The sequence below is a fragment of the Mesorhizobium sp. M0715 genome (genome assembly GCF_040320355.1).
GTDB lineage: Bacteria > Pseudomonadota > Alphaproteobacteria > Rhizobiales > Rhizobiaceae > Mesorhizobium.
In genome coordinates, this window is record NZ_JAMYPL010000001.1 from 173,450 (window position 1) to 195,425 (window position 21,976).

Sequence of the window (21,976 nt, forward strand, 5' to 3'; positions counted from 1 at the left end):
CCCCGTTTCGCAACCTTATTCGGCGATATCGACGCCGTCGAAGCGGTGGATACCGAGCGGATCCATCGCAAAGCCGGTGACGGTCTTCTGCATCGGCATGAACACCTTGGAGTGAGCGAGCGTCGCCCAGGGTGCCTGTTCCTTGAAGATGACCTGTGCCTGTTCATAGAGCTTGGTGCGCTCGGCCTGGTCCGAAACGGTCTTAGCCTTGTTGATGAGCGCATCGAAGTCCTTGTTGCACCATTCCGCGCGGTTGTTCGAACCGACGGAAGCGCAGCTCAGGAGCACGCCGAGGAAGTTGTCCGGATCGCCATTGTCGCCGGTCCAGCCGACGATGACGGCGCCGTCGTGATCGACCGCGGAAGCGCGCTTAAGGTATTCACCCCAATCGTAGCTGACGATCTCGACGGTGACGCCGACCTTGGCGAAGTCCGCCTGGATCAGCTCGGCGGTGCGACGCGCATTCGGCATGTAGGGGCGCGACACCGGCATGGCCCAGACGTTCATCTTGAGGTCCTTGACGCCGGCTTCTTCAAGCAGCTTCTTGGCTGCATCCGGATCGTAAGGATCGTCCTTCACTTCCTTGTTGTAGGACCACATGGTCGGCGGGATCGGATTGATCGCCACCTGGCCGGCGCCCTGGAAGACGGCATCGATGATGGCCTTCTTGTTGATGGCCATGTTGAGCGCCTTGCGAACGCGCACGTCGTCGAACGGCTTCTGCTGGGTGTTGTACATCAGCGCGCCGACATTGAGGCCTTCCTGCTCCTCGACCTTCAGGTTCGCATCGGCCTGCAGGCCGGCGATGTCGGCCGGTGCCGGGTACGACATGATGTTGCATTCGCCGGCCTTGAGCTTCTGCGCGCGCACCGCCGGATCGGTGGTGATGGCGAAGACCAGATCGTCGATCTTCTGCTTGCCGCCCCAATAGTCCGGGTTGGCCTTGTAGCGGATGGCGGCGTCGGTCTGATAGTCGACGAAGATGAACGGGCCGGTGCCGATCGGCTTCTGGTTGAACAGCTCAGGCGTCTTGTCGGCCTGCAGCTTGTCGGCATATTCCTTGGAGACGACCGAGGCGAAATCCATGCCCAGCGTCGGAATGAAGGTGATCGCCGGCTCCTTGAGGGTGAACTTCACCGTCAGGTCATCGACCTTCTCGACCTTGGTAATGTTGTCGCCGAACTGGTCATTGTAATACTGGTAGGCAATGCCCGGAATGTACTGGAACCAGGGGCCGTTCTTGTCGACCTGGCGTTCGAACGAGAACACCACGTCGTCGGCGTTGAAGTCGCGCGTCGGGGTGAAATAGTCGGTTGCGGCGAACTTGACGCCCTTGCGCAGCTTGAAGACATATTCCTTGCCATCGTCGGAGATCGTCCAGCTCTCGGCCAGGCCCGGCGAGGTCGTCGTCTTGCCGTGATCGAATTCGACAAGGCGGTTGAAGACGGTGCGCGATGACGCGTCGAACGTCTGGCCTGCGGTATACGGCGCCGGATCGAAACCTTCCGGCGAAGCTTCCGCGCAGTAGACCAGAGTTTTCGCATTGGCCATGCCGCTCAGGACGCTTGCAGCCAGCAACGCGGCTGCAAAAGTCAGCTTCTTATTCATTGAGCACTCCCTGATGTTCTTCCAAGCCCCTCTATCAGGCTCGCGAAGCGCGCATATAAGCACCGTTTTTCCGGCTTTGGAACACCCCGTTTGCTTACCCCGCGGGAAGCAGGAAAAAAATCCGCTATTTTGCCAAATTGCAGAAAAAATTAGCAGTTTTTTCCATTCACGAGATTATTAACAACCGAATTTTTTTATTGATCGCCAAGCTGACGATATAAATGTTCCCGGCGCTTCCGAGCGGCCGAGGGATACGCCAGGACACCGCCTGGGAGCGCTGGCGGCGGCAAAGACTTTCGACGGCAAATCTTTCGCCATGTTGCCGCAAGGGCAAGACTTGCACGGTCACCAACGGAGGCAATACATAGGGTGTAGCGGCCGCAGCGGAGGGCGTCCTTGTCAATTCAGGGGCGAGCGCGGCGCGGATGAACAAGACTTGTCCAGGGAGGAACGGTTGGCAAAAGCATCAAGGACGACGGCGCCGGTGAAAGCGGGAGCCAAGGCGCCGTCGAAAGCAGCCGGTACTGCCAAGCCGAAAGCACCCGTTTCCAAAGCCGCCACGCCGAAGGCGGCCGCGGCGCCCGTAAGGGCAAGCACAAGGCCAGTGGTGAAAGCCCCGGCCAAGGCTGCGGCCGGAAAGACGGCGTCGGGAAATAAAGCGGGGGCGGCAAAGCCCGCTGCCAGGCCGGCATCGAAAGCCGCCGCGGCGATGAAGACCCCACCGGCGGCAAGGCCGGCCGACGCCACCGCCAACCGATTGCCGAAAACGCTGACGGCGCTGGCCGCCGGCTTGCCGGAAAAGCCGTGGCTCAAGAGCTATCCGAAAAACGTGCAGGCCGAGATCGGCGCCCTGCCCTACAGCTCGATCGGCGATTTCCTCGTCGCCGCCTGCAAGCAGTTTTCCGCGCAGCCGGCCTTCACCTGCATGGACAAGTCCATCAGCTACACCGATGTCGAGCGGCTGTCGGCGGCCTTCGGCGCCTACCTGCAATCGAAAGGCCTGCGGAAAGGCGCGCGCGTCGCGCTGATGATGCCGAACGTGCTGCAATATCCGGTGGCGATGATGGCGATCTTGCGAGCGGGTTATGTGGTGGTGAACATCAATCCGCTCTACACGCCGCGCGAGCTCGAACACCAGTTGAAGGATTCCGGTGCGCAAGCCATCGTCATCCTGGAGAACTTCGCCAACACCTTGCAGGCGGTGATCGCCAGGACCACGGTCAAGCATGTGGTGGTCGCCGCGATGGGCGACATGCTTGGCGGCCTGAAGGGCACGATCGTCAATTTCGTCGTGCGCCGCGTGAAGAAGATGGTGCCGGCATGGTCCTTGCCCGGCCATGTCAAGTTCAATGCCGCCATGAAGGCCGGCGCCGGCATGGGCTTCAAGCCGGCCAAGGTGGAAGCCGACGATGTCGCCTTCCTGCAATATACGGGCGGCACCACGGGCGTGTCGAAGGGCGCCACACTGCTGCACAGAAACGTGCTCGCCAACGTTGCGCAGAACGCGCAGTGGATGGAGGATGCCTACACGATCAAGCCGAAACCGGCGCACCCCAACTTCATCTGCGCGCTGCCGCTCTATCATATTTTCGCGCTGACCGTGAACGCGCTGATGGGCATGCAGCAAGGCGCCCGCAATGTGCTCATTCCCAACCCGCGCGACATTCCCGGCTTCGTCAAGGAATTGCAGAAATATCCGGTGCACATCTTTCCCGGCCTCAACACGCTTTTCAACGCGCTGCTCAACAATGAGGATTTCCGCAAGCTCGACTTCAAGCCGCTGGTGCTGACGCTGGGCGGCGGCATGGCGGTGCAGAAGGGCGTCGCCGAACGCTGGAAGACGCTGACCGGTTGTTCGGTCACCGAAGGCTACGGCCTCTCGGAAACCTCGCCGGTGGCCACCGCCAACAAGTTCACCGCCGGCGACTTCACCGGCACCATCGGCTTGCCGCTGCCCTCGACCGAGATCGCCATCCGCGACGACGACGGCAACAATTTGCCGCTCGGCGAGGTCGGCGAGGTCTGCATCCGAGGACCGCAAGTGATGGCGGGCTACTGGAACCGGCCCGATGAGACCGCCAAGGTGATGACCAAGGATGGCTACTTCAAATCCGGCGACATGGGCTTCATGGACGAGCGCGGCTACACCAAGATCGTCGACCGCAAGAAGGACATGATCCTGGTTTCGGGCTTCAATGTCTATCCGAACGAGCTCGAGGAAGTCGTGGCGATGCATCCGGGCGTGCTCGAAGTGGCGGCGGTCGGCGTGCCGGACGAGCATTCGGGCGAGGTGCCGAAACTGTTCGTGGTCAAGAAGGATCCGGCGCTGACCGCGGAGACGCTCACCGCCTTCTGCCGCGAGAACCTGACCGGCTACAAGCGGCCCAAATACATAGAATTCAGGACCGAGTTGCCGAAGACGCCGGTCGGCAAGATCCTGCGGCGAGCACTGCGCGAATGATTGCAGCCGGCGGCGCGGATGCCGTAAATGCACCTTGCCGTCCTGACCCGGCAGAATTCATCAGAACGAACATGCGCCTCGCCCCGGTGCCGTCGGTGCCTGAGATCCAGCTTTATACACCGCATCCGGCCAGTGGCCTGAGACGGCTCATAGATCCGCACCAAAGCGCTGGCGACGATGACGACACGATCGAGGCGGACAACGATGGACCCGAGCCGCAGCCGCCTTACTGGGCTTATGTGTGGGCCGGCGGCGCGGTGATTGCGCGCCACATACTGGATCATCCGCAAACGGTAGCCGGCCGCCGCGTGCTCGACCTCGGCGCCGGTTCGGGTCTTGTCGGCATTGCCGCCGCCAAGGCTGGGGCACGCGAAGTCATCGCCGCAGAGATCGACCGCAACGGCGTTGCCGCGCTCGCTCTAAACGCGGCGGCCAACGGTGTCGCCATCACCGTGATCGGAGACGACATCACCAGGGGTCCGCCGCCGGCCGTCGACCTCGTGCTTGCAGGCGATGTCTTCTACAGCCAAGGCGTCGCCGACCGCGTCATGCCTTTTTTCGAACGCTGCCTGAATGCCGGCATCGAGGTCCTGGTCGGCGATCCTAACCGCGCCTATCTGCCACGATCACGGCTGCGCCTGCTCGCCGAACATAAGGTGCCGGATTTCGGCCAGGCGAAAGACAGCGCGCTGCAGCCAAGCGGCGTCTTTCGCTTCGAAGGCTGACGAGGCGGCCGCGTCTACCGACGGGATCAGATCGTCTCCTTGACCCGCGCCGAGAGAAAATCCGGCAGATCGGCAACGGAATCCAGGATGGCGTCGGCAATGCCGGCCAGCGATTCGCGGGTTCCGGTGCCGGAGAGCACGCCGACCGCCAGCCCGCAGCCGCCGGCACGCGCCATTTCGAGGTCGTGGCGGTTGTCGCCGACCATGGCGATTTCCGCCGGCCTGAGGCCGGTGAGATCGCTGAAGGCCAGGATCGTGTCGGGCGCCGGCTTCGGATTGGCCACCGCGTCGTAGCCATAGGCCGCGTCGAACAATTGGGCGACGCCGAGCGTGACAAGCGTCTTTTCCGCGCCGCTGGTCGAATCGTTGGTGGCGACGCCAAGCCGGTAGGACTTCCTGTGCAGTGCCGTCAGCGTGTCGACGATGCCCGGCAGCGCCACGGCCATCGCCGAGCCTTGCACCGAGGTGATCTCGTTGAAGCGGGCGACCGCCAGCATCTGATCCTCGTTGGAGAGGCGCGGAAACCACAATTCGACGACGTCGAGATTGGTGCCGGAGGCAAATATCGAGTCAGGCTTAAAGCGCTTGTTGGCGAAATCGAAGCCGGCGGCGGCCAGCAGCCTGTCGGCTTTCCAGCGATCGCCTTCGGACGCATCCATGGCCATGAAGTCGGCAACGCCGAGCCAGGTGGCGTTGAAGTCGACAAGCGTGCCGTCCTTGTCGAACAATATTCCCTTGATGTCTGCCAAGCTTTTCACTCCGAGCCACGCAAATGGTGGATGAATCCCACAAGGCCTGCGGTCGATGCGTCCCGCTTGGCGGCACTTTCCTTGCCCTCTACGACAGGCAGAAGGCCGGTGGCCAGTTCCTTGCCGAGTTCGACGCCCCACTGGTCGAAGGAGTTGATGTTGAACAGCGTGCCCTCGACGAAGACGCGGTGCTCGTAGAGCGCGATCAGCCGGCCGAAGGTGCGCGGGTCGAGTTTGCGGTAAAGGATGGTCACCGAGGGGCGATTGCCGGAGAAGACGCGGTGCGGGGCTATCTTGTCGACCTCGGCCGGCTTCATGCCCTTGGCCAGCATCTGGGCGCGGGCTTCGTCCAGCGTGCGGCCCTTCATCAGCGCTTCCGACTGCGCCAGGCAGTTGGCGAGCAGCAGATCGTGCTGGTGCTTGAGATCGGGCTCGTGGCCGACGGCCGCGGCGAGGAACTCGACCGGGATGAAATCGGTGCCCTGGTGCAGCAGCTGGAAGAAGGCATGCTGGCCGTTGGTGCCGGGTTCGCCCCAGACAAGCGGTCCGGTCGGCGTCGTTGCCGCCGTGCCTTCGAGGGTGACGCTCTTGCCGTTCGATTCCATGTCGAGCTGCTGCAGATAGGCGGGCAATCTGGACAGGCGCTGGTCGTAAGGGATGACGGCGCGCGCCGGGTAACCGCAGATGACGCGATGCCACCAGCCGACCAGCCCCAGCAGCGCCGGCAGGTTCTCCTGCACCGGTGCGGTACGGAAATGCTCGTCCATCTCATGCGCGCCATCGAGGAAGGCGCGAAAATTCCGCGGGCCGACAGCGATCATCACCGGCAGGCCGATGGCGCCCCAGAGCGAATAGCGGCCGCCGACCCAATCCCAGAAGCCGAAGACGCGATCGGGCGCGATGCCGAACTTGGCGACCAGATCGAGCGCAGTGGACACGGCGGCGAAGTGCTTGCCGACCGCTTCCTTGCCGAGCGCCTTCTGCACCCAGTCGCGCGCCGTCTGCGCATTGGTCATCGTCTCGACGGTGGTGAAGGTCTTGGAAGCGATGATGAAAAGCGTGGTCTCGGCGGACAGCCCCTTCAGCGTGTCGTGGATATGGGCGCCGTCGATGTTGGAAACGTAATGCGCGCGCGGCCCGTCATGATAGGGCGCCAGCGCCAGCGTCGCCATGGCCGGGCCGAGATCGGAACCGCCGATGCCGATGTTGACGATGTCGGTGATCTTCTTGCCGGTGGCGCCGGCCGCCTTGCCGGAGCGCACGGCATCGGCAAAGGCGCCCATGGCGTCGAGCACGGCGATGACGTCAGCCTTGACATCCTGGCCATCGACGGTGACGCCCTTGCCGGTCAGGTTGCGCAGCGCCGTGTGCAGCACGGCACGGTCCTCGGTGACGTTGATCTTCTTGCCGGCGAACATGGCGGCGCGACGAGCTTCGAGATCGGCGGCCAGGGCGAGCTTTTCCAGCAGTTCCATGGCGGTCGCATCGACCGCGCATTTCGACCAGTCGAGCAGCAGATCGCCATCGGTGGCGGAGAATTCCACGAACCGCTTGGGATCGGCGGCGAAGGCCTGGCGCATGCTGGCGGGCGCTGCAGCGCGGTGATCGCGCAAGGCGGCGAGCTGTTTTTGAAAGGACGATTGATCCACTGCCAAACTCCGAGACCTCGAGCCATCATTACGGACCGGATGTTTCCGGCGCGTGTCGTCGCGACAATCTATCGGGCCGAACTCCACCCGTTTCAATGCGCAGCGATGACGCACAGAGTCACGCAACTATGCCGCGGCGCAGCATCAAAATGGCGTGAAGGATCACTGGCATAAATCCCAACGATCAGAAAAATTGATTGGCGCAACCCCTTGTGCCACGGTTACGTTCGGCTGGTCCAGCCAAGCGAAAAAGGCTGGCCATCGAGGAAATCTCCCATGCCACAGCGAAACGACACGGCGATATGGTCCGGCCTGTTCCGGATTTCGGCTGAATCCGGCCAAACCCTGCAAGCGCAGATCCGCCAAGCCATCGTGGCCGCCATTCTGGACCGCCAGATCGCCGCTTCGATGCCGCTTCCTTCCTGCCGGATCCTGGCCGAAAAACTTGGCGTGGCGCGCGGAACCGTGGTGCTGGCGTTCCAGCAGCTCGTCGACCAGGGTTTCCTGGTGGCGCGCGAGCGGCGTGGACATTTCGTCAATCCCGATGTGCTGGCGACACCGGCCAAGCCGCACCAGAAGGCGCCCGACCAGGCCAACGAGATCGACTGGAAGGCACGCCGCAAGATCTTCGCCAGCGACATGCCGCCGCCGGCCAAGCACGAGAACTGGATCAAGTCGTCCTACCCCTTCGTCTACGGCCAGTTCGATCCGGCGCTGTTCCCTACCGCCGAATGGCGCGAGTGCAACCGCATGGCGCTGGCGGTGTTGGAAATCCGCAACTGGGCGTCCGACATGGTCGACCGTGACGATCCGCTGCTGATCGAGCAGATCCAGGCGCGGCTCCTGCCCCGGCGCGGCATCTTCGCCAATCCCGACGAGATCATCGTCACGTTGGGCGCCCAGAACGCGCTCTACATGCTGGCGACGCTGCTGATGTCCAAAGGCTCCAAGGTGGCGATGGAGGACCCCGGCTACCCCGACGCCCGCTCGATCTTCCGCCTTGCGGGCGCGGAGATACAGCCGGTGCCGGTCGACCAGTCCGGCATCGTAACCGCTTCTATTCCCAATGATTCCGGCTTCGTCTTCGTCACGCCCAGCCATCATTGCCCGACCATGGTGCCGTTGTCGGCTGAGCGGCGGCAGGATCTTCTGGCGCGAGCCAACCGCTACAACCAGATCATCATCGAGGATGGCTATGACAGCCAGCTTCTCGACGAGGCACCGCAGCAAGCGCTGAAGAGCCTCGATCGCTCCGGCCGCGTGGTCTATGTCGGCTCGATGTCCAAGACGCTGGCTCCCGGCCTGCGGCTCGGCTACATCGTGGCGTCCGCGGGACTGGTCGCGGAACTCAGGGCGCTGCGCCGCTTCATGCTGCGTCATCCGCCGGCGAACAACCAGCGCGCCGTCGCGCTGTTCCTGTCGCTCGGCCACCACGAGGCGCTGGTGCGGCGGCTGTCGTCGGCCTTCGACGAACGGCGCAAGCGGCTGGTCCATGCGATTTCCGCCTTCCTGCCGGAATGGCGCTCGACCGATTCGGCCGGCGGCACGTCGCTGTGGCTCGAAGGGCCGCGCGGCACCGATTCGCGCGGGCTGGCCGAGGCAGCGGCCTCGCGCAGCGTCATCATCGAGCCAGGCGACCGTTTCTTCGATCGCACTGAAAAGCCTTCGCGTTTCATGCGGCTGGGCATCTCGTCGATCGCACTGCAGCACATCGAGCCAGGCATTCGCGAACTGGCCACGGCCGCCGGACGCAGACCCGCAGCCGCCTGATCCATCGTTGATCTCTCGTGACCGGAGCCGCTCGCAGCGGCTCCGGTATTTTAGTTCTGGCACATGGAACTGGGCCAGCTGGCCCATAGGATGGGCCAGTGCCGGCGGCATAGTCGGCGTCAGGGGAAGAAGCAGGCCGATGGTGGACCAACCGCCACGAGTTCCTGCCGACGAAGGTGGAGTGCTTCCATGCCAGTGGCTGTCGAACAGCAGGACACGCCGGCGAACCGTCGTCCACAACGCTCCGGTCTTCGCGAAACAGGACATGCCATGCGATCATCTCCCCTAGTGGAGGATACCAGACCACAGCACAAGGCCATCGAGGGCGGCGGCTACGGGCCGCTGCGCGGGGATGACCGCGAGCGTATCCACGAAGGCGTGCTGACGCTTCTGGAGACAGTGGGTTTCGCCAACGCCATTCCTTCCTGCATAAAGGTACTGACCAAGGTGGGGGCGGTCCATGGCGACGATGGCCGGGTCCGCTTTCCGCGCGCGCTCGTGCTCGACACCATCAAGCGGGCGGCACGACATTTCACACTTCATGGCCAGGCCCCCAGGCACGACATGGTGGTCCAGGGCAAGCGCGTGCACTACGGCACGGCAGGCATCGCCGTGCACCTGGTGGATATCGAAAAGCGCGAGTACCGCGAGTCCAAGCTGCAGGATATTTATGATGCCGCCCGCATCGTCGATGGGCTGGACAACATCCATTTCTTCCAGCGGCCGATGGTGGCGCGCGACATCGCCGATCCGCTCGAGATGGATTTCAACACGCTTTATGCCTGTGTGATGGGAACATCGAAGCACGTCGGAACATCCTTCACCGTGCGTGAGAACGTGAAGCCTGCGCTTGAAATGCTGTACGCCATCGCCGGCGGCGAGGAGAATTTCCGCGCCCGGCCATTCGTTTCCAACTCCAACTCATTCGTCGTGCCGCCGATGAAATTCGCCGAGGATGCCTGCGGCGTGCTTGAGGCCTGCGTTGAAGGCGGCATCCCGATCCTGCTGCTGTCGACCGGCCAGTCCGGCACCACGGCACCCGCGGCGATGGCCGGCGCCGTCGTGCAGGCGGTGGCCGAAGTGCTGGCCGGCCTGGTCTATGTCAACGCGCTCAAGCCCGGCCATCCGGCGATCTTCGGCGCCTGGCCGTTCATGTCGGACCTGCGCACCGGCGCCATGGCGGGCGGGTCGGCCGAGCAGTCGGTGGCAACGGCGGCCTGTGCCCAGATGGCGCAATTCTACGACCTGCCCGGCGGCTCCGCCGCCGGCATGACTGATTCGAAATTGCCCGATATTCAGTCCGGCTACGAAAAAGGCATCACCAATGTGATGGCCGGCCTCTCCGGCCTCAACCTCGTCTACGAGGCGGCCGGCATGCATGCCTCGCTGCTCGGCTTCTGCCTGGAGAGCCTGGTCATCGACAACGACATGCTCGGTCATTGCCTGGGCTGCGCGCGTGGCATCGACGTGACCGACGAGGCCCTGTCGATCGACAGCATCGCCGAGGTCTGCCTCAAGGGTCCGGGCCACTATCTCGACAACGAACAAACGCTCAAGCTGATGCAGACCGAGCACTTCTATCCCGCCCTCGGCGATCGTTCCTCGCCGAAGGAATGGAACGAAAAGGGCCGGCCTGATATATTGCTGCGTGCGATCACCGAGAAGAAACGCATTCTTGCCGAACGATTTCCGCGCCATGTGCCAAAACAGGTCGACGACAGATTGCGTGCCCGTTTCGGCAACCTGATCCACCTGCCGCGCACGCAAATGGGCGGCTGACCGGAGACGAGTTCGTGCAGCCATGCAGCCACCACCCAGGATCAACCATCGGGCAGAACGACAAATGAGTGTGCATCCTATCCAGCAAGCCCACACAGACGGCGACGCGATCGATCGGCTGGTGGCATCTCATCGGCCAGGTCACGGCCTGGTGCGTGCCTTCTATCATGACCAGGCAATCTTCGAGCGCGACATGGAACGTGTCTTTCGCCGCCACTGGCACTGCCTGGCCCATGCCAGCGTCATCGCGAACCCGGGCGATTTCGAGTTGTTCAAACTGGGCGACGAGGCGGTCATCCTGACACGCGGCATGGATGGCACCGTGCATGCCATGCTCAATGTCTGCCGCCACCGCGGCGCCGAGGTCTGCACCAAGGAAAAGGGCAACGCGAAGATGTTCGTGTGCCCCTACCACGCCTGGAGCTATTCCAATGACGGCTCATTGCGCGCTGCCCGCCTGATGCCGAAGGATTTCGACCGCTCGGCGCACGGGCTGAAGAAGCTTCATGTCCGCGTCGCCTCCGGGCTGGTCTTCATTTCCTTCGCCGAGACGCCGCTCGATTTCGATCCGATCGAACAGTCGCTGCGCACGAGTTGCGGCCAATATGGCTGGGGCGACGCCAAGGTGGCGTATCGTCAGTCCTATCCGCTCGACGCCAACTGGAAGCTCGCCGTCGAGAACTATGTCGAATGCTACCATTGCGGACCGGCGCATCCGGAATATTCGCAGACGCATGCGCTGGAAAAACCGGCCGAGATGATCGAGCAGCTCAATGCGGCGATGGAGCAGCGCACCTGCGCGCTCGGCATCGAGATCGGCAGCGCCAACCGCTGGCAGAACTCGGCGGCCGGTCAGGAAGCAATCGACACCTTCCGCTACGCGCTCTATGACGGCGTTTCGAGCGGCAGCCAGGACGGCTCTCCGGTGGCCCCGCTGATGGGCCGCTTCACCGACTATGACGGTGGCGTCACTTCCATCCATCTCGGCGGCACGACCTTTCTCGTCTGCTATCCCGATCACGGCATGATCTACCGATTCATCCCGAAAACGGCTGGTACATGCGAGATGGAACTGATCTGGCTGGTGCGCGGCGACGCGGTCGAGGGTCAGGATTACGATCTGGAGAAGCTGACCTGGCTATGGAAGGTCACCACCGACGAAGACAAGAAGATCATCGAGCACACCGCGCGCGGCGTGCGCTCGCACTATTTCGTGCCCGGACCTATCGCGCCGATGGAATACAACGAACTGCGCTACATCGGCTGGTATCTCGAGGAGATCAGCCGGGCCTGAACGGTTCGGCTGCCTTAGGAGGATCAGGCAGATCTTGCCTTTCGCGTCATTCCGCGCTGAGCCCGTATCGGTCGACGACTTCGGGGTTGATGAGCTTGGCATGCAGTGTCATCAGCACGATCTGCGCGTCGAGGCTGTCGCCGGTTTCAAGCGCCGCCTCGATGCGGCGCTCGGCTTCCAGCGTCCGCTGATGGCCATTGGCTTGCTCGAAGGTTTCGGGACCCGCGATGCAATAGCTGCATAATTGTGCCACCGACGCATAGGTACCCCGTGGCGGCTCGTCGGGCCAGCGATCCTTCATGAGATTGACCAGGGTAAGCTTCACGCCCTCCGGCACAAGGGCTGGATGCAGATCCGCGCCGCGCAATGCATCGTCGAGCTGCCTCAAGTCGCCCGAGCGGCCGAACATTCCGAGGAAGCCGAGGGAAGAGCGCCGTCCGGCCATGATGTTTCCTTCCGTTCCAGCCCACTTAGGTGGTGGGCAAGCGAATTACAAAGGCGGTGCTATCTAACCAGCCGCCGCCAGCAAGACCCCTGCAAGGGCGGATAGCGCGAGTGTCGGCAGCATGCCGATCTTCAGCTTCAGGATGGCGATCATGGCGGCACCCGAAAGCAAGGCCGCACGCCAGTCGATCGACGAAAGCACCGGCACATTCATGCCAAGACCCGTCGCATGCACCTCACGGAAGATGACGTGCAAGCCAAACCATAGGGCCAGATTCATAATCACCCCGACAATTGCGGCGGTGATCGCGCCCAGTGCGGCCGACAGTGCCTTGTTGCCGCGCAACGCCTCGATGTAGGGCGCCCCGAGGAATATCCAGAAAAAGCAGGGCGTGAACGTCACCCACAGGGTGAGCAACGCCCCCAGCGATCCGGCAAGCAACGGGTCCAGCGAGCCGGAGTGGCGGAACGCGGCGATGAAGCCGACGAACTGCAGCACCAGGATGAGCGGCCCCGGCGTCGTTTCGGCAAGCCCAAGGCCATCAACCATTTCACCAGGGGCCAGCCAGCCGAAGGACTGGACGGCTGCCTGCGCGACATAGGCAAGCACCGCATAGGCGCCACCGAAGGTGACGACAGCCATGAGACTGAAGAACCGGCCTATCTCGGTCCAGACGCTTGCAGAGCCGGTGAACCACCAGATCAAAAGAACAGGCCCGAGCCAGAGCGGCAGCCAGATGGCGACGGTGCGCGGCGCATGCCATTTGGTCGGTTTGACATGGGCGAGTTCGCCGCGTTCGAACATCAGGTCGACCGCTCCCTTGAAGTCGGCAACATCGTCCTTGCCATGGGCCGAGCCGGAAAACAGGCCGGGAGCAATGCGATCCCCCAGCCATCCCGTCAGGCCGGCGAACAAGACGATGAGCGGAAACGGCACATTCAACGCATAGATGGCGATGAACGCCGCGACCGCGATCGACACCATGACCCGGTTCTTGAGGGCGCGCCGTCCGATCCGGATCACCGCCTCGATGACGATGGCAAGCACCGCCGCCTTCACCCCGAAAAACAGCGCCGCGACGAGTGGCATGTCGCCGTAGAGCATGTAAAGGCTGCTCAAGACGAGCATGACCAGCGCGCCCGGCACGACGAACAGGATGCCGGCGACAAGGCCGCCGATCGTCCTGTGCAGCAGCCAGCCGACATAGATGGCGAGTTGCTGGGCTTCCGGGCCAGGCAGCAACATGCAGTAGTTCAACGCATGCAGGAAGCGCTGTTCACCGATCCAGCGCCGGTCCTCGACCAGCTCCTTGTGCATCAGCGCGATCTGCCCGGCAGGTCCGCCGAAGCTGAGCAATCCGATCCTCGCCCAGACCTTCGTGGCTTCCGCGAAGGTCGGCGCAGCCGGCGGCTCGACGGCCACCGCCTTGTTGTCGGGGACAAGAATGGTCATGACGGCTTACCCGCAGCGGGCCAGTTGTGCGTTTCTTCGGTGGCGTCGCGACACCAGCGGAAGAACGCGTCGTAGAGCAGCATGCCTGCTTCCAGTTGTTCCAGATCGTCGCGGTACATACGCGACAGACCCAGCGAGGCAGCCAGAAAACCGGCCGCCTGGGGCACCAAGTCGAGGCTTGCGGTGTCGGCCGCGCGCACGATTACGGCGAGGCGATCGAGCGCCTCGGATTCCAACCCGAACTCCTCGATCATCGTGTCGAAGGTGCAGCGTTCGCCACGATGGCTCCAGAACACATTGTCGATGTCGAACGGCACGGCCTGAAAGCGGTCGGCAACAGCCAATACTTCAGCGGGCTCGACAAACAGGAACACCGCGTCGGGGTCGAGGAAACGCCGGATCAGCCATGGGCAAGCGATGCGGTCGACCTTCGGGCGCGATCGCGTCACCCAGACGGTGGCGCCCTTTTCATTGCGCGGCGGCATTTTGGCGGTGCGGACCAGAAGTCCCCCGGCATCGCGCCAGGCCTCAAACCCGCTTTCAAGGGATTCGGCTGATATCCCCTCATGGCGCAGCCATGCAACGACGCCTTGCGAGAGCTTTTGCCCCTTCTGGCATACGACGGCCACCGGCTTGCCGGCGAATGCGGCCGCCCAGGTCGAAACGGTTTTGAAATCGCGCCGGCACGAAGCCGGCAACAGGCGCGGGTCGGCGTCGAAATCGTCATCGATGCGAACATCGATAATGACAGGCGCGCCCGGCAGACCGATGAGCCGGGACAGTTGCGATACAGTGATAGCGGTTGTTGACGGCATGGCGTCCACCTCCTGGAAGAGAAGCTTGGACGCGAACGTTGGGCTGACGCCTCACGGGGTCGTCGCGATGCACCCCTTGTCATGATGGTGGATTTGTTGGGCGCGCTTGTCAAGGACGGTGACCGTTCTCGACCTACCCGGCAACACGCTGACCGGAAAACCGACGGCGGCTTGATTTGATCAAGCCGCCATCCGTCGATCCAGAATCAATGATTGTCCCCGGAGCAATCAGTGATTGTCCCCGGAGCAATCAGTGATTGTCTCTGGGGACACCGCTGGTGTGCGCGACATCCTGGTATTTCACCGCCGGCTTCAGCACCATTCCCTCCGAGAACTGCGCGACCATGCCGCGCTGGATCTCCTGCCAGGGCGTCTGGTGCTTGGGATAGTGGAAGCCGCCATTGTTCTGCAACTCGGCGCGGCGCCGGGTGATCTCGTCGTCGGTGACGAGGATGTCGGCCGTGCCCTTGCGCAAGTCGATGCGGACCCGGTCGCCCGTCTTGAGCAGCGCCAGTCCGCCGCCGATCGCGGCTTCCGGCGAGGCGTTGAGGATCGACGGCGAACCCGACGTGCCCGACTGGCGGCCGTCACCGATGCAAGCGAGCGCGTGGATGCCCTTCTTGATGAGATAGGCCGGCGGCTGCATGTTGACGACCTCGGCACCGCCGGGATAGCCGACCGGGCCGGCGCCGCGCATGAACAGGATGGTGTGTTCGTCGATGCCTTGCGCCGGGTCGTCGATGCGGGCGTGGTAATCCTCCGGCCCATCGAAAACCATGGCGTTGCCTTCGAAAGCCTCGGGATCCTTGGGGTTGGAGAGATAGCGTTCGCGGAATTCCGGCGAGATGCCGCTGGTCTTCATGATCGCCGAATCGAACAGATTGCCCCGAAGATTGATGAAGCCGGCATTGGCCTTCAGCGGCTTGGCGACAGAGCGGATGACGTCGGGATTTTCGTTGGCGACGCCCTCGCTATTCTCACCGATCGACTTGCCGTTGACGGTGCGCGCGCCGGGATGCGGCAACAGCCCGCCCTTCATCAGTTCGGCGATGACCGCCGGCACGCCGCCGGCATGGTGGTAGTCCTCGCCAAGGTATTCGCCCGTCGGCTGCAAATTGACCAGTAGCGGCACATTGAGGCCGACCGTCTGCCAGTCGTCATTGTCGAGCTTGACTCCGAGGTGGCGCGCGATGGCGTTGAGATGGATCGGCGCGTTGGTCGAGCCGCCAATGGCCGAATTGACGACGATAGCGTTCTCGAAAGCTTCTCTCGTCATGATGTCGGACGGCTTCAGATCCTCATGCACCATCTCGACGATGCGCTTTCCGGTCTCATAGGAAATCTGGCCGCGCTCGCGGTAGGGCGCGGGAATCGCGGCCGAGCCCGGCAACTGCATGCCAAGCGCTTCGGCCAGCGAGTTCATCGTGGTGGCGGTGCCCATGGTGTTGCAATAACCGGTGGACGGCGCCGACGAGGCGACGATGTCCATGAACTCGTCATAATCGATCTCGCCGGCCGACAGGCGCTGGCGCGATTCCCAGACGATGGTGCCGGAGCCGGTGCGCTTGCCCTTGTGCCAGCCATTGAGCATCGGCCCGACCGACAGCGCGATCGCCGGGATGTTGACGGTGGCCGCCGCCATCAGCAGCGCCGGCGTCGTCTTGTCGCAACCGATGGTGAGCACGACGCCATCGAGCGGATAGCCGTAGAGCACTTCGACAAGGCTGAGATAGGCAAGGTTGCGGTCAAGTGCCGCGGTGGGGCGCTTGCCGGTCTCCTGGATCGGATGGCAGGGGAATTCGAAAGGAATGCCGCCCATCGAGACGATGCCTTCGCGCACACGCTTGGCGAGTTCGATATGGTGACGGTTGCAAGGCGACAGATCCGAGCCGGTCTGTGCGATGCCGATCAGCGGCTTGCCGGACATCAGTTCGGCGCGCGTCAGGCCGTAATTGAGATAGCGCTCGAGATAGAGCGCCGTCATGCCCGGATTGTCGGGATTGTCGAACCACTCCTGCGAGCGAAATTTTTTCTTGTGGGTGGGGGCGCCTGCCATCATGGTCTCCGTATTTGTAAGACAAATCGATATGGCAACGCGCGGGAGCAGGCAAGAGGGCGTGCGGTCGCAACCGGACTTTGGTGCGATAGACACGCACCAAGCCGTGCGTTACGGGTTCCGACAGTCTTGTCCGGGAGGTTTTCATGGCTTTGGTGATCGAAGGCGAGGAGCGCATTGCCGCACCGCTGCAAAAAGTGTGGGAAGCGCTGAACGATCCCGAGGTCTTGAAGGCGACCATTCCCGGCTGCCAGAGCCTGGAGATGAAGTCGCCGACCGAGATGGCGGCAACCGTGGTGGTGAAGATCGGACCGATCAAGGCGACATTCAACGGCGAAGTGACGCTGAAGAACCTGAAGCCGCCGCACTCCTACACCATCCAGGGCGAAGGCAAGGGCGGCATTGCCGGCTTCGCCAAGGGTGGCGCCGACGTGACGCTGACGGCAGATGGACCTGACGCCACGGTATTGAACTACGCGGCCAAGGCCGATGTCGGCGGCAAGATCGCCCAGCTCGGCAGCCGCCTGATCGAATCGACCTCGAAGAAACTGGCCGGACAGTTTTTTTCGTCGTTCGGCGAAAAGGTCGGCGGCTGAGCCCTCAAGCGGGCATCACTCGAACACAATACTCGGCACCGCCGCTGCCGCCGCGCCACGCTCTTCATTGACCCGGTCCCAGACCTTCGAAGCGATGTCGCGATAGATTTTCGCCTCGGCGCCGTCGGGCTTCGAGACGACAACCGGCGTGCCGGCATCCGAGCTTTCGCGAATGCCCATCTCGAGCGGCACTTCGCCAAGGAAGGTGACGCCGAGACGCTCGGCCTCGCGGCGCGCGCCGCCATGACCGAAGATATCGTAGCGCTTGCCGGTGTCCGGGGCGATGAAATAGCTCATGTTCTCGACGATGCCGAGCAACGGCACGTCGACCTTCTTGAACATGTTGAGGCCTTTTCGCGCGTCGATCAGGGCCAGATCCTGGGGCGTCGAGACGATGACAGCGCCGGCCAGCGGCACCTGCTGGGCCATGGTCAGTTGCGCGTCGCCGGTACCGGGCGGCATGTCGACGACGAGCACGTCGAGACGGCCCCATTCGACCTCGCGCAGCATCTGCGTCAGCGCCGACATCACCATCGGGCCGCGCCAGATCATCGGCGTTTCCTCGTCGACGAGGAAACCCATCGACATCACCTTCAGGCCGTAATTCTCCATCGGTTTCAAGATCTTGCCGTCGACGGTCTGCGGCCGTCCGTGGATGTTGAGCAGCCTGGGCATGGACGGTCCGTAGATGTCGGCATCCAGCACGCCGACGCGCAGGCCGTTGGCGGCGAGGCCGAGCGCGATATTGACGGCAGTGGTCGACTTGCCGACGCCGCCCTTGCCGGACGCAACCGCGATGATTGCCTCGATACCGGGCACGCCACGCTTGCCCGAACTGTGCGAGGCGGGCGCGTGCGGAGCCGCACGCGGCGCGGCGGCAGCGGGCGCAGCCGGCGGAACGGGCCTCGGTGCGGGGCGCGACGGAACCGGCGCCTCCATGCCGCCGCCCTTCTTTTCGGCCGTCAGCGCGACGACCGCGCCGGCGATCCCGGGGATTGCCTTGACGACACGCTCGGCGGCGGCGCGCAGCGGCTCCATTTCCTGGGCACGAGCGGCGGGAACGGTAATCGAGAAGAAGACCTTCCCGTCGGCGATGAAAATCTCCGAAACCATGCCGAGGTCGACGATGTTGCCGGTGAAATCCGGCCCGTTGACCGTCTTCAGACGCTCGGTGACAATTTCCTTGGTGACGGACATGGCAGTTTTTCCTTACGCAGCTTGCGCCTGAGATGCAGCTTGCACCTGAGATAATGCAGTTTCCGGACAGAACCAAGCCGTGGAGCAATGGCTGTCTTGGCGTGCCTGAAAAAGCGGCGGGTCCTGTCGGATTTCATCCGCTCCAAACGTCTTCCAGATAATCGAGCGCCGATGCGGCCAACAATCAGGTCAAGCGACAGTCGTCAAACGATCGCGGCGACCTATTTCGGTGACCAGCACGCGACCGACAATCAGAGAAGGAGGCGATCATGCTCGCAAACAGCAACGCAACGGCAAATCTGGCGGTAAGCGACCTGGCAAAGGCCAAGGCTTTCTACGAGGGAACGCTTGGCCTGCAACAGGTGCACGATGAGGGCGGCGAACTGATCGTCTACAAAAGTGGCGATACCACCCTCAACGTCTATCATTCCCAATTTGCCGGAACCAACAAGGCGACAGCGGTGACCTGGATGGTTGGCGACGAGATCGGCAACATCGTCAAGGAGCTGAAGTCGAAGGGCGTCGCCTTCGAGCACTATCAGATGCCGGGCTTGACGCTGGAGGGCGATATCCACGTCGGTTACGGAATGAAGGTCGCCTGGTTCAAGGATCCAGACGGCAACATCCTGAACCTTGTGGACAGGTAGATGTCACCTCGCCAGGCCAACCGCGAGGTAGGTGAGCGCCGAAATCAAAGCGGTGGCCGGCAAGGTGACGATCCAGGCAATGACGATGTTGCCGGCAATGCCCCAGCGCACGGCCGAGACGCGGCGGGCGGCGCCGACGCCGATGATGGCGCCGGTGATGGTGTGCGTGGTCGATACGGGAACGCCGAGCCAGGTCGCGGCAAACAGCGTGATCGCCCCACCGGTCTCGGCGCAAAAGCCCTGCATCGGGTTCAGCCGGGTGATCTTCGAGCCCATGGTGTGGACGATGCGCCAGCCGCCGAACAACGTACCGAGCGCCAGCGCCGTCTGACAGGTGAGCACGACCCACAGCGGCACGTAGAATTCTTCGCCGAGCATGCCTTGCGAATAGAGCAGCACGGCGATGATGCCCATGGTTTTCTGGGCGTCGTTGCCGCCGTGCCCGAGCGAATAGAGCGAGGCGGAAAAGAACTGCATGACGCGAAAGGTGCTGTCGACCGCAAACGGCGTCTGGCGCACGAAGAGCCAGGAAACGGCAAGGATCAGGACAAGAGCCAGGACAAAGCCGGTCGCCGGCGACACGACGATTGCCGCAACCGTCTTGCCAAGCCCTGTCCAGACGATGGCGCCCACGCCTGCCTTTGCCACACCGGCGCCGACCAGGCCGCCGATCAGCGCGTGCGAGCTGCTCGAAGGGATGCCGGCGATCCAGGTGACGATGTTCCAGACGATGGCGCCGACGAGGGCTGCAAAGATCACCGCCGGGGTGACGATGCTGACGTCGACGATACCCTTGCCCACTGTCTCGGCGACGTGGAGGCCGAAGAACATGAAGGCGATGAAGTTGAAGAAAGCCGCCCACAATACCGCGTATTGTGGCCGCAGCACGCGGGTGGAAACGATGGTGGCGATGGAATTGGCGGCATCGTGCAGGCCATTGAGAAAGTCGAAGAACAGCGCAACGCCGACGAGGCCGACCAGTACCGGAAAGGCGATGGTTGCTTCCATCACCTAGACATTCTCAATGACGATGCCGCTGATCTCGTTGGCGACGTCCTCGAAGCGGTCGACCACCTTTTCCAGTTGGCCATAAATCTCTGAGCCGATCATGTAGGCCATCGGATCGCTGCTGCCGTGCTTCCTGAAGAGATCCTTCAGCCCTTGCTCGTGCAGGTCGTCGGCCCGGCTTTCGACGCGCATGACCTCCTCGGCGATGGCGTTGAGGCGCACAGTATGCGTCGCGACCTTGTTGAGCAGCGGGATCGCCTCAGCCACAAGCTTGGCGGCGGCGACGATGACGCCACCCATTTCCTGCATCAGCGGATCGAACTCCTTGCGCTCGAACAGCTTCACCGTCTTGACCGTCTTGTGCATCATGTCGATGGCATCATCCATCGACTGGATCAGGTCCTTGATGTCGCCGCGATCGAAAGGCGTGATGAAGGAGCGCCGCACCGCCAGCAGGACTTCCGCGGTGATGTGGTCGGCCTCATCTTCGAGATCGATGATTTTCTGGCACCAGAGGTCGATATCCCTGCCCTGGAGAAGCTGCTCCAGCGCCTCGGCGCCGCCGACCACGGTGCGCGAATGTCGTTCGAACAGTTCGAAGAAGCGATCTTCGCGCGGCAAAAGCTTGCGGAACCAGCCCAGCATGGTCGATCTCCCAGTTTCATCCACATAGCGCCGCATTGCGCCGCGGGAAACAGGTAGCCGGCTTAAAGGTGTGGATGCCGGGCATTTGTGCGTGGTGCTTGCGGTAGAGCACAATTTCCCCGACCTTGCAGCGAACGGCCGGAAAGATCGCATGATCGACAAGCTGGAATTCTTCATCGCGCTCGCCAGGGAGGAGCATTTCGGCCGGGCGGCGGAGGTATGCGGCGTCACCCAACCGACGCTCTCGGCCGGCATCAAGCAGTTGGAAGGCCAGCTTGGCGTCATGCTGGTTCTGCGCGGCTCACGCTTCCAGGGGCTGACGCCGGAGGGAAAACAGGTGCTGGTGTGGGCACGCCGCATCGTCGGCGACACCAGAACCATGCGCGAGGAAATGCGCGCAGCGCGCCACGGACTTTCGGGCCGTATCCGCATCGCCGCCATCCCGACGGCGCTCGCCATGCTGCCGCGGCTGACGACGCCGTTTCGCGAAAAGCATCCCGGCGTCACCTTTTCGGTGCTGTCGCGGACCTCGATCGAGGTGCTGTCGCTGCTCGGCAATTTCGACATCGATGCCGGGATCACCTATCTCGACAACGAGCCGCTGGGGCGGGTGACCAGCGTGCCGCTCTATGACGAGCGCTACCAACTGATCACCGCGATGGGGAATCCCTATTCCGACCGCGACAAAGTGACATGGGCGGAGCTCTCGAGCCTGCCGCTGTGTCTGTTGACGCCGGACATGCAGAACCGCCGCATCATCGATCAGCATCTGGCCGAAGCCGGCGTGCAGGTGCGACCGACGCTGGAATCCAATTCGATGATCGTGCTGTTTTCGCACATCCGCACCGGCAAATGGTCGTCGATCATGCCGCTCAACCTTGCGGAAACATTCGGCTTTGCCGAGCCGATCCGGGCCATTCCGATCATCGAGCCAGATGCCAGCCACACGGTCGGCCTGGTGGCGACACCGCGCGAACCGCACACACCTTTGGTCTCGGCGCTGCTGGACGAGGCAATGGCGCTGGCGGACGATTTCCATGCCAACCGTTCCGCTAGACAGGGTTAGTCAAACGGAACGAT

General features: G+C 62.9%; 18 protein-coding genes. 8 read left to right on the forward strand and 10 right to left on the reverse strand.

The window, feature by feature from the left end; translation table 11 throughout:
• Positions 1-15 precede the first annotated feature (15 nt).
• Positions 16-1,608, reverse strand: coding sequence for an ABC transporter substrate-binding protein (locus NKI21_RS00815; protein WP_023811486.1), 1,593 nt, complete (start codon positions 1,606-1,608; stop codon positions 16-18).
• Positions 1,609-2,062: 454 nt separating this feature from the next.
• On the opposite strand from NKI21_RS00815, the gene NKI21_RS00820 reads away from it, so the two are divergent.
• Positions 2,063-4,069 (forward strand): long-chain fatty acid--CoA ligase, encoded by a 2,007-nt coding sequence (locus NKI21_RS00820; protein WP_352439698.1) that lies wholly within the window; start codon positions 2,063-2,065, stop codon positions 4,067-4,069.
• A complete protein-coding gene (locus tag NKI21_RS00825; protein WP_352439699.1) occupies positions 4,066-4,794 on the forward strand; it encodes a class I SAM-dependent methyltransferase in 729 nt (242 codons plus the stop codon). Before NKI21_RS00820 ends, NKI21_RS00825 begins: the two co-directional genes overlap by 4 nt.
• Positions 4,795-4,820: 26 nt before the next feature.
• Here NKI21_RS00825 and NKI21_RS00830 read toward each other — a convergent pair whose 3' ends face one another.
• Complete coding sequence (locus NKI21_RS00830; RefSeq protein WP_128304850.1) at positions 4,821-5,543, reverse strand: HAD family hydrolase; 723 nt, start codon at positions 5,541-5,543, stop codon at positions 4,821-4,823.
• 5 nt (positions 5,544-5,548) lie between these two features.
• Positions 5,549-7,198 carry a glucose-6-phosphate isomerase gene (pgi, locus tag NKI21_RS00835; protein ID WP_502895826.1) on the reverse strand — a complete coding sequence of 550 codons (1,650 nt, stop codon included), beginning with the start codon at positions 7,196-7,198 and terminating at the stop codon, positions 5,549-5,551.
• A gap of 270 nt (positions 7,199-7,468) precedes the next feature.
• Here pgi and pdxR point away from each other — a divergent pair, with 270 nt between their 5' ends.
• The 3 genes from pdxR (at position 7,469) to NKI21_RS00850 (ending at position 12,035) form a co-directional block, all read left to right on the forward strand.
• The gene (pdxR, locus tag NKI21_RS00840; protein ID WP_352439701.1) at positions 7,469-8,962 is read left to right on the forward strand and encodes a MocR-like pyridoxine biosynthesis transcription factor PdxR; all 1,494 of its coding nucleotides are present in this window, start codon (positions 7,469-7,471) and stop codon (positions 8,960-8,962) included.
• A gap of 189 nt (positions 8,963-9,151) precedes the next feature.
• Positions 9,152-10,741 (forward strand): trimethylamine methyltransferase family protein, encoded by a 1,590-nt coding sequence (locus tag NKI21_RS00845; protein WP_352439702.1) that lies wholly within the window; start codon positions 9,152-9,154, stop codon positions 10,739-10,741.
• 64 nt (positions 10,742-10,805) lie between these two features.
• Positions 10,806-12,035: an aromatic ring-hydroxylating oxygenase subunit alpha gene (locus tag NKI21_RS00850; protein ID WP_023811492.1), complete on the forward strand. Its 1,230-nt coding sequence runs from the start codon at positions 10,806-10,808 to the stop codon at positions 12,033-12,035.
• Between the two features lie 46 nt (positions 12,036-12,081).
• Here the strand turns inward: NKI21_RS00850 and NKI21_RS00855 are convergent, their stop codons facing one another.
• The 4 genes from NKI21_RS00855 to NKI21_RS00870 all read right to left on the reverse strand — a co-directional run bounded on the left by NKI21_RS00855 (position 12,082) and on the right by NKI21_RS00870 (position 16,803).
• Positions 12,082-12,480, reverse strand: coding sequence for a hypothetical protein (locus NKI21_RS00855; RefSeq protein WP_023811493.1), 399 nt, complete (start codon positions 12,478-12,480; stop codon positions 12,082-12,084).
• A gap of 63 nt (positions 12,481-12,543) precedes the next feature.
• A complete protein-coding gene (gene chrA, locus NKI21_RS00860; RefSeq protein ID WP_352439703.1) occupies positions 12,544-13,932 on the reverse strand; it encodes a chromate efflux transporter in 1,389 nt (462 codons plus the stop codon).
• The gene (locus NKI21_RS00865) at positions 13,929-14,747 is read right to left on the reverse strand and encodes a chromate resistance protein ChrB domain-containing protein (protein ID WP_127290063.1); all 819 of its coding nucleotides are present in this window, start codon (positions 14,745-14,747) and stop codon (positions 13,929-13,931) included. Before NKI21_RS00865 ends, chrA begins: the two co-directional genes overlap by 4 nt.
• Before the next feature lie 250 nt (positions 14,748-14,997).
• The gene (locus NKI21_RS00870) at positions 14,998-16,803 is read right to left on the reverse strand and encodes an IlvD/Edd family dehydratase (protein WP_023811496.1); all 1,806 of its coding nucleotides are present in this window, start codon (positions 16,801-16,803) and stop codon (positions 14,998-15,000) included.
• 146 nt (positions 16,804-16,949) lie between these two features.
• Between NKI21_RS00870 and NKI21_RS00875 the strand changes: the two genes are divergently transcribed.
• Positions 16,950-17,399 (forward strand): SRPBCC family protein, encoded by a 450-nt coding sequence (locus tag NKI21_RS00875; RefSeq protein ID WP_023811497.1) that lies wholly within the window; start codon positions 16,950-16,952, stop codon positions 17,397-17,399.
• Positions 17,400-17,414: 15 nt separating this feature from the next.
• On the opposite strand, the gene NKI21_RS00880 is transcribed toward NKI21_RS00875, so the two are convergent.
• Positions 17,415-18,596 (reverse strand): Mrp/NBP35 family ATP-binding protein, encoded by a 1,182-nt coding sequence (locus NKI21_RS00880; RefSeq protein ID WP_352439705.1) that lies wholly within the window; start codon positions 18,594-18,596, stop codon positions 17,415-17,417.
• A 269-nt stretch (positions 18,597-18,865) separates the two neighbouring features.
• Between NKI21_RS00880 and NKI21_RS00885 the strand changes: the two genes are divergently transcribed.
• Positions 18,866-19,243, forward strand: coding sequence for a VOC family protein (locus NKI21_RS00885; protein ID WP_352439706.1), 378 nt, complete (start codon positions 18,866-18,868; stop codon positions 19,241-19,243).
• Positions 19,244-19,246: 3 nt separating this feature from the next.
• On the opposite strand, the gene NKI21_RS00890 is transcribed toward NKI21_RS00885, so the two are convergent.
• Together NKI21_RS00890 and NKI21_RS00895 are read right to left on the reverse strand one after the other, a co-directional pair.
• Positions 19,247-20,251 carry an inorganic phosphate transporter gene (locus NKI21_RS00890; RefSeq protein ID WP_352439799.1) on the reverse strand — a complete coding sequence of 335 codons (1,005 nt, stop codon included), beginning with the start codon at positions 20,249-20,251 and terminating at the stop codon, positions 19,247-19,249.
• A 3-nt stretch (positions 20,252-20,254) separates the two neighbouring features.
• Entirely contained in the window at positions 20,255-20,896 is a 642-nt protein-coding gene (locus NKI21_RS00895) for a DUF47 family protein (protein WP_352439707.1), read from the reverse strand.
• Between the two features lie 151 nt (positions 20,897-21,047).
• Between NKI21_RS00895 and NKI21_RS00900 the strand changes: the two genes are divergently transcribed.
• On the forward strand, positions 21,048-21,962 hold the full coding sequence (locus tag NKI21_RS00900; RefSeq protein ID WP_352439708.1) for a LysR family transcriptional regulator: 915 nt from the start codon (positions 21,048-21,050) through the stop codon (positions 21,960-21,962).
• Positions 21,963-21,976 lie beyond the last annotated feature (14 nt).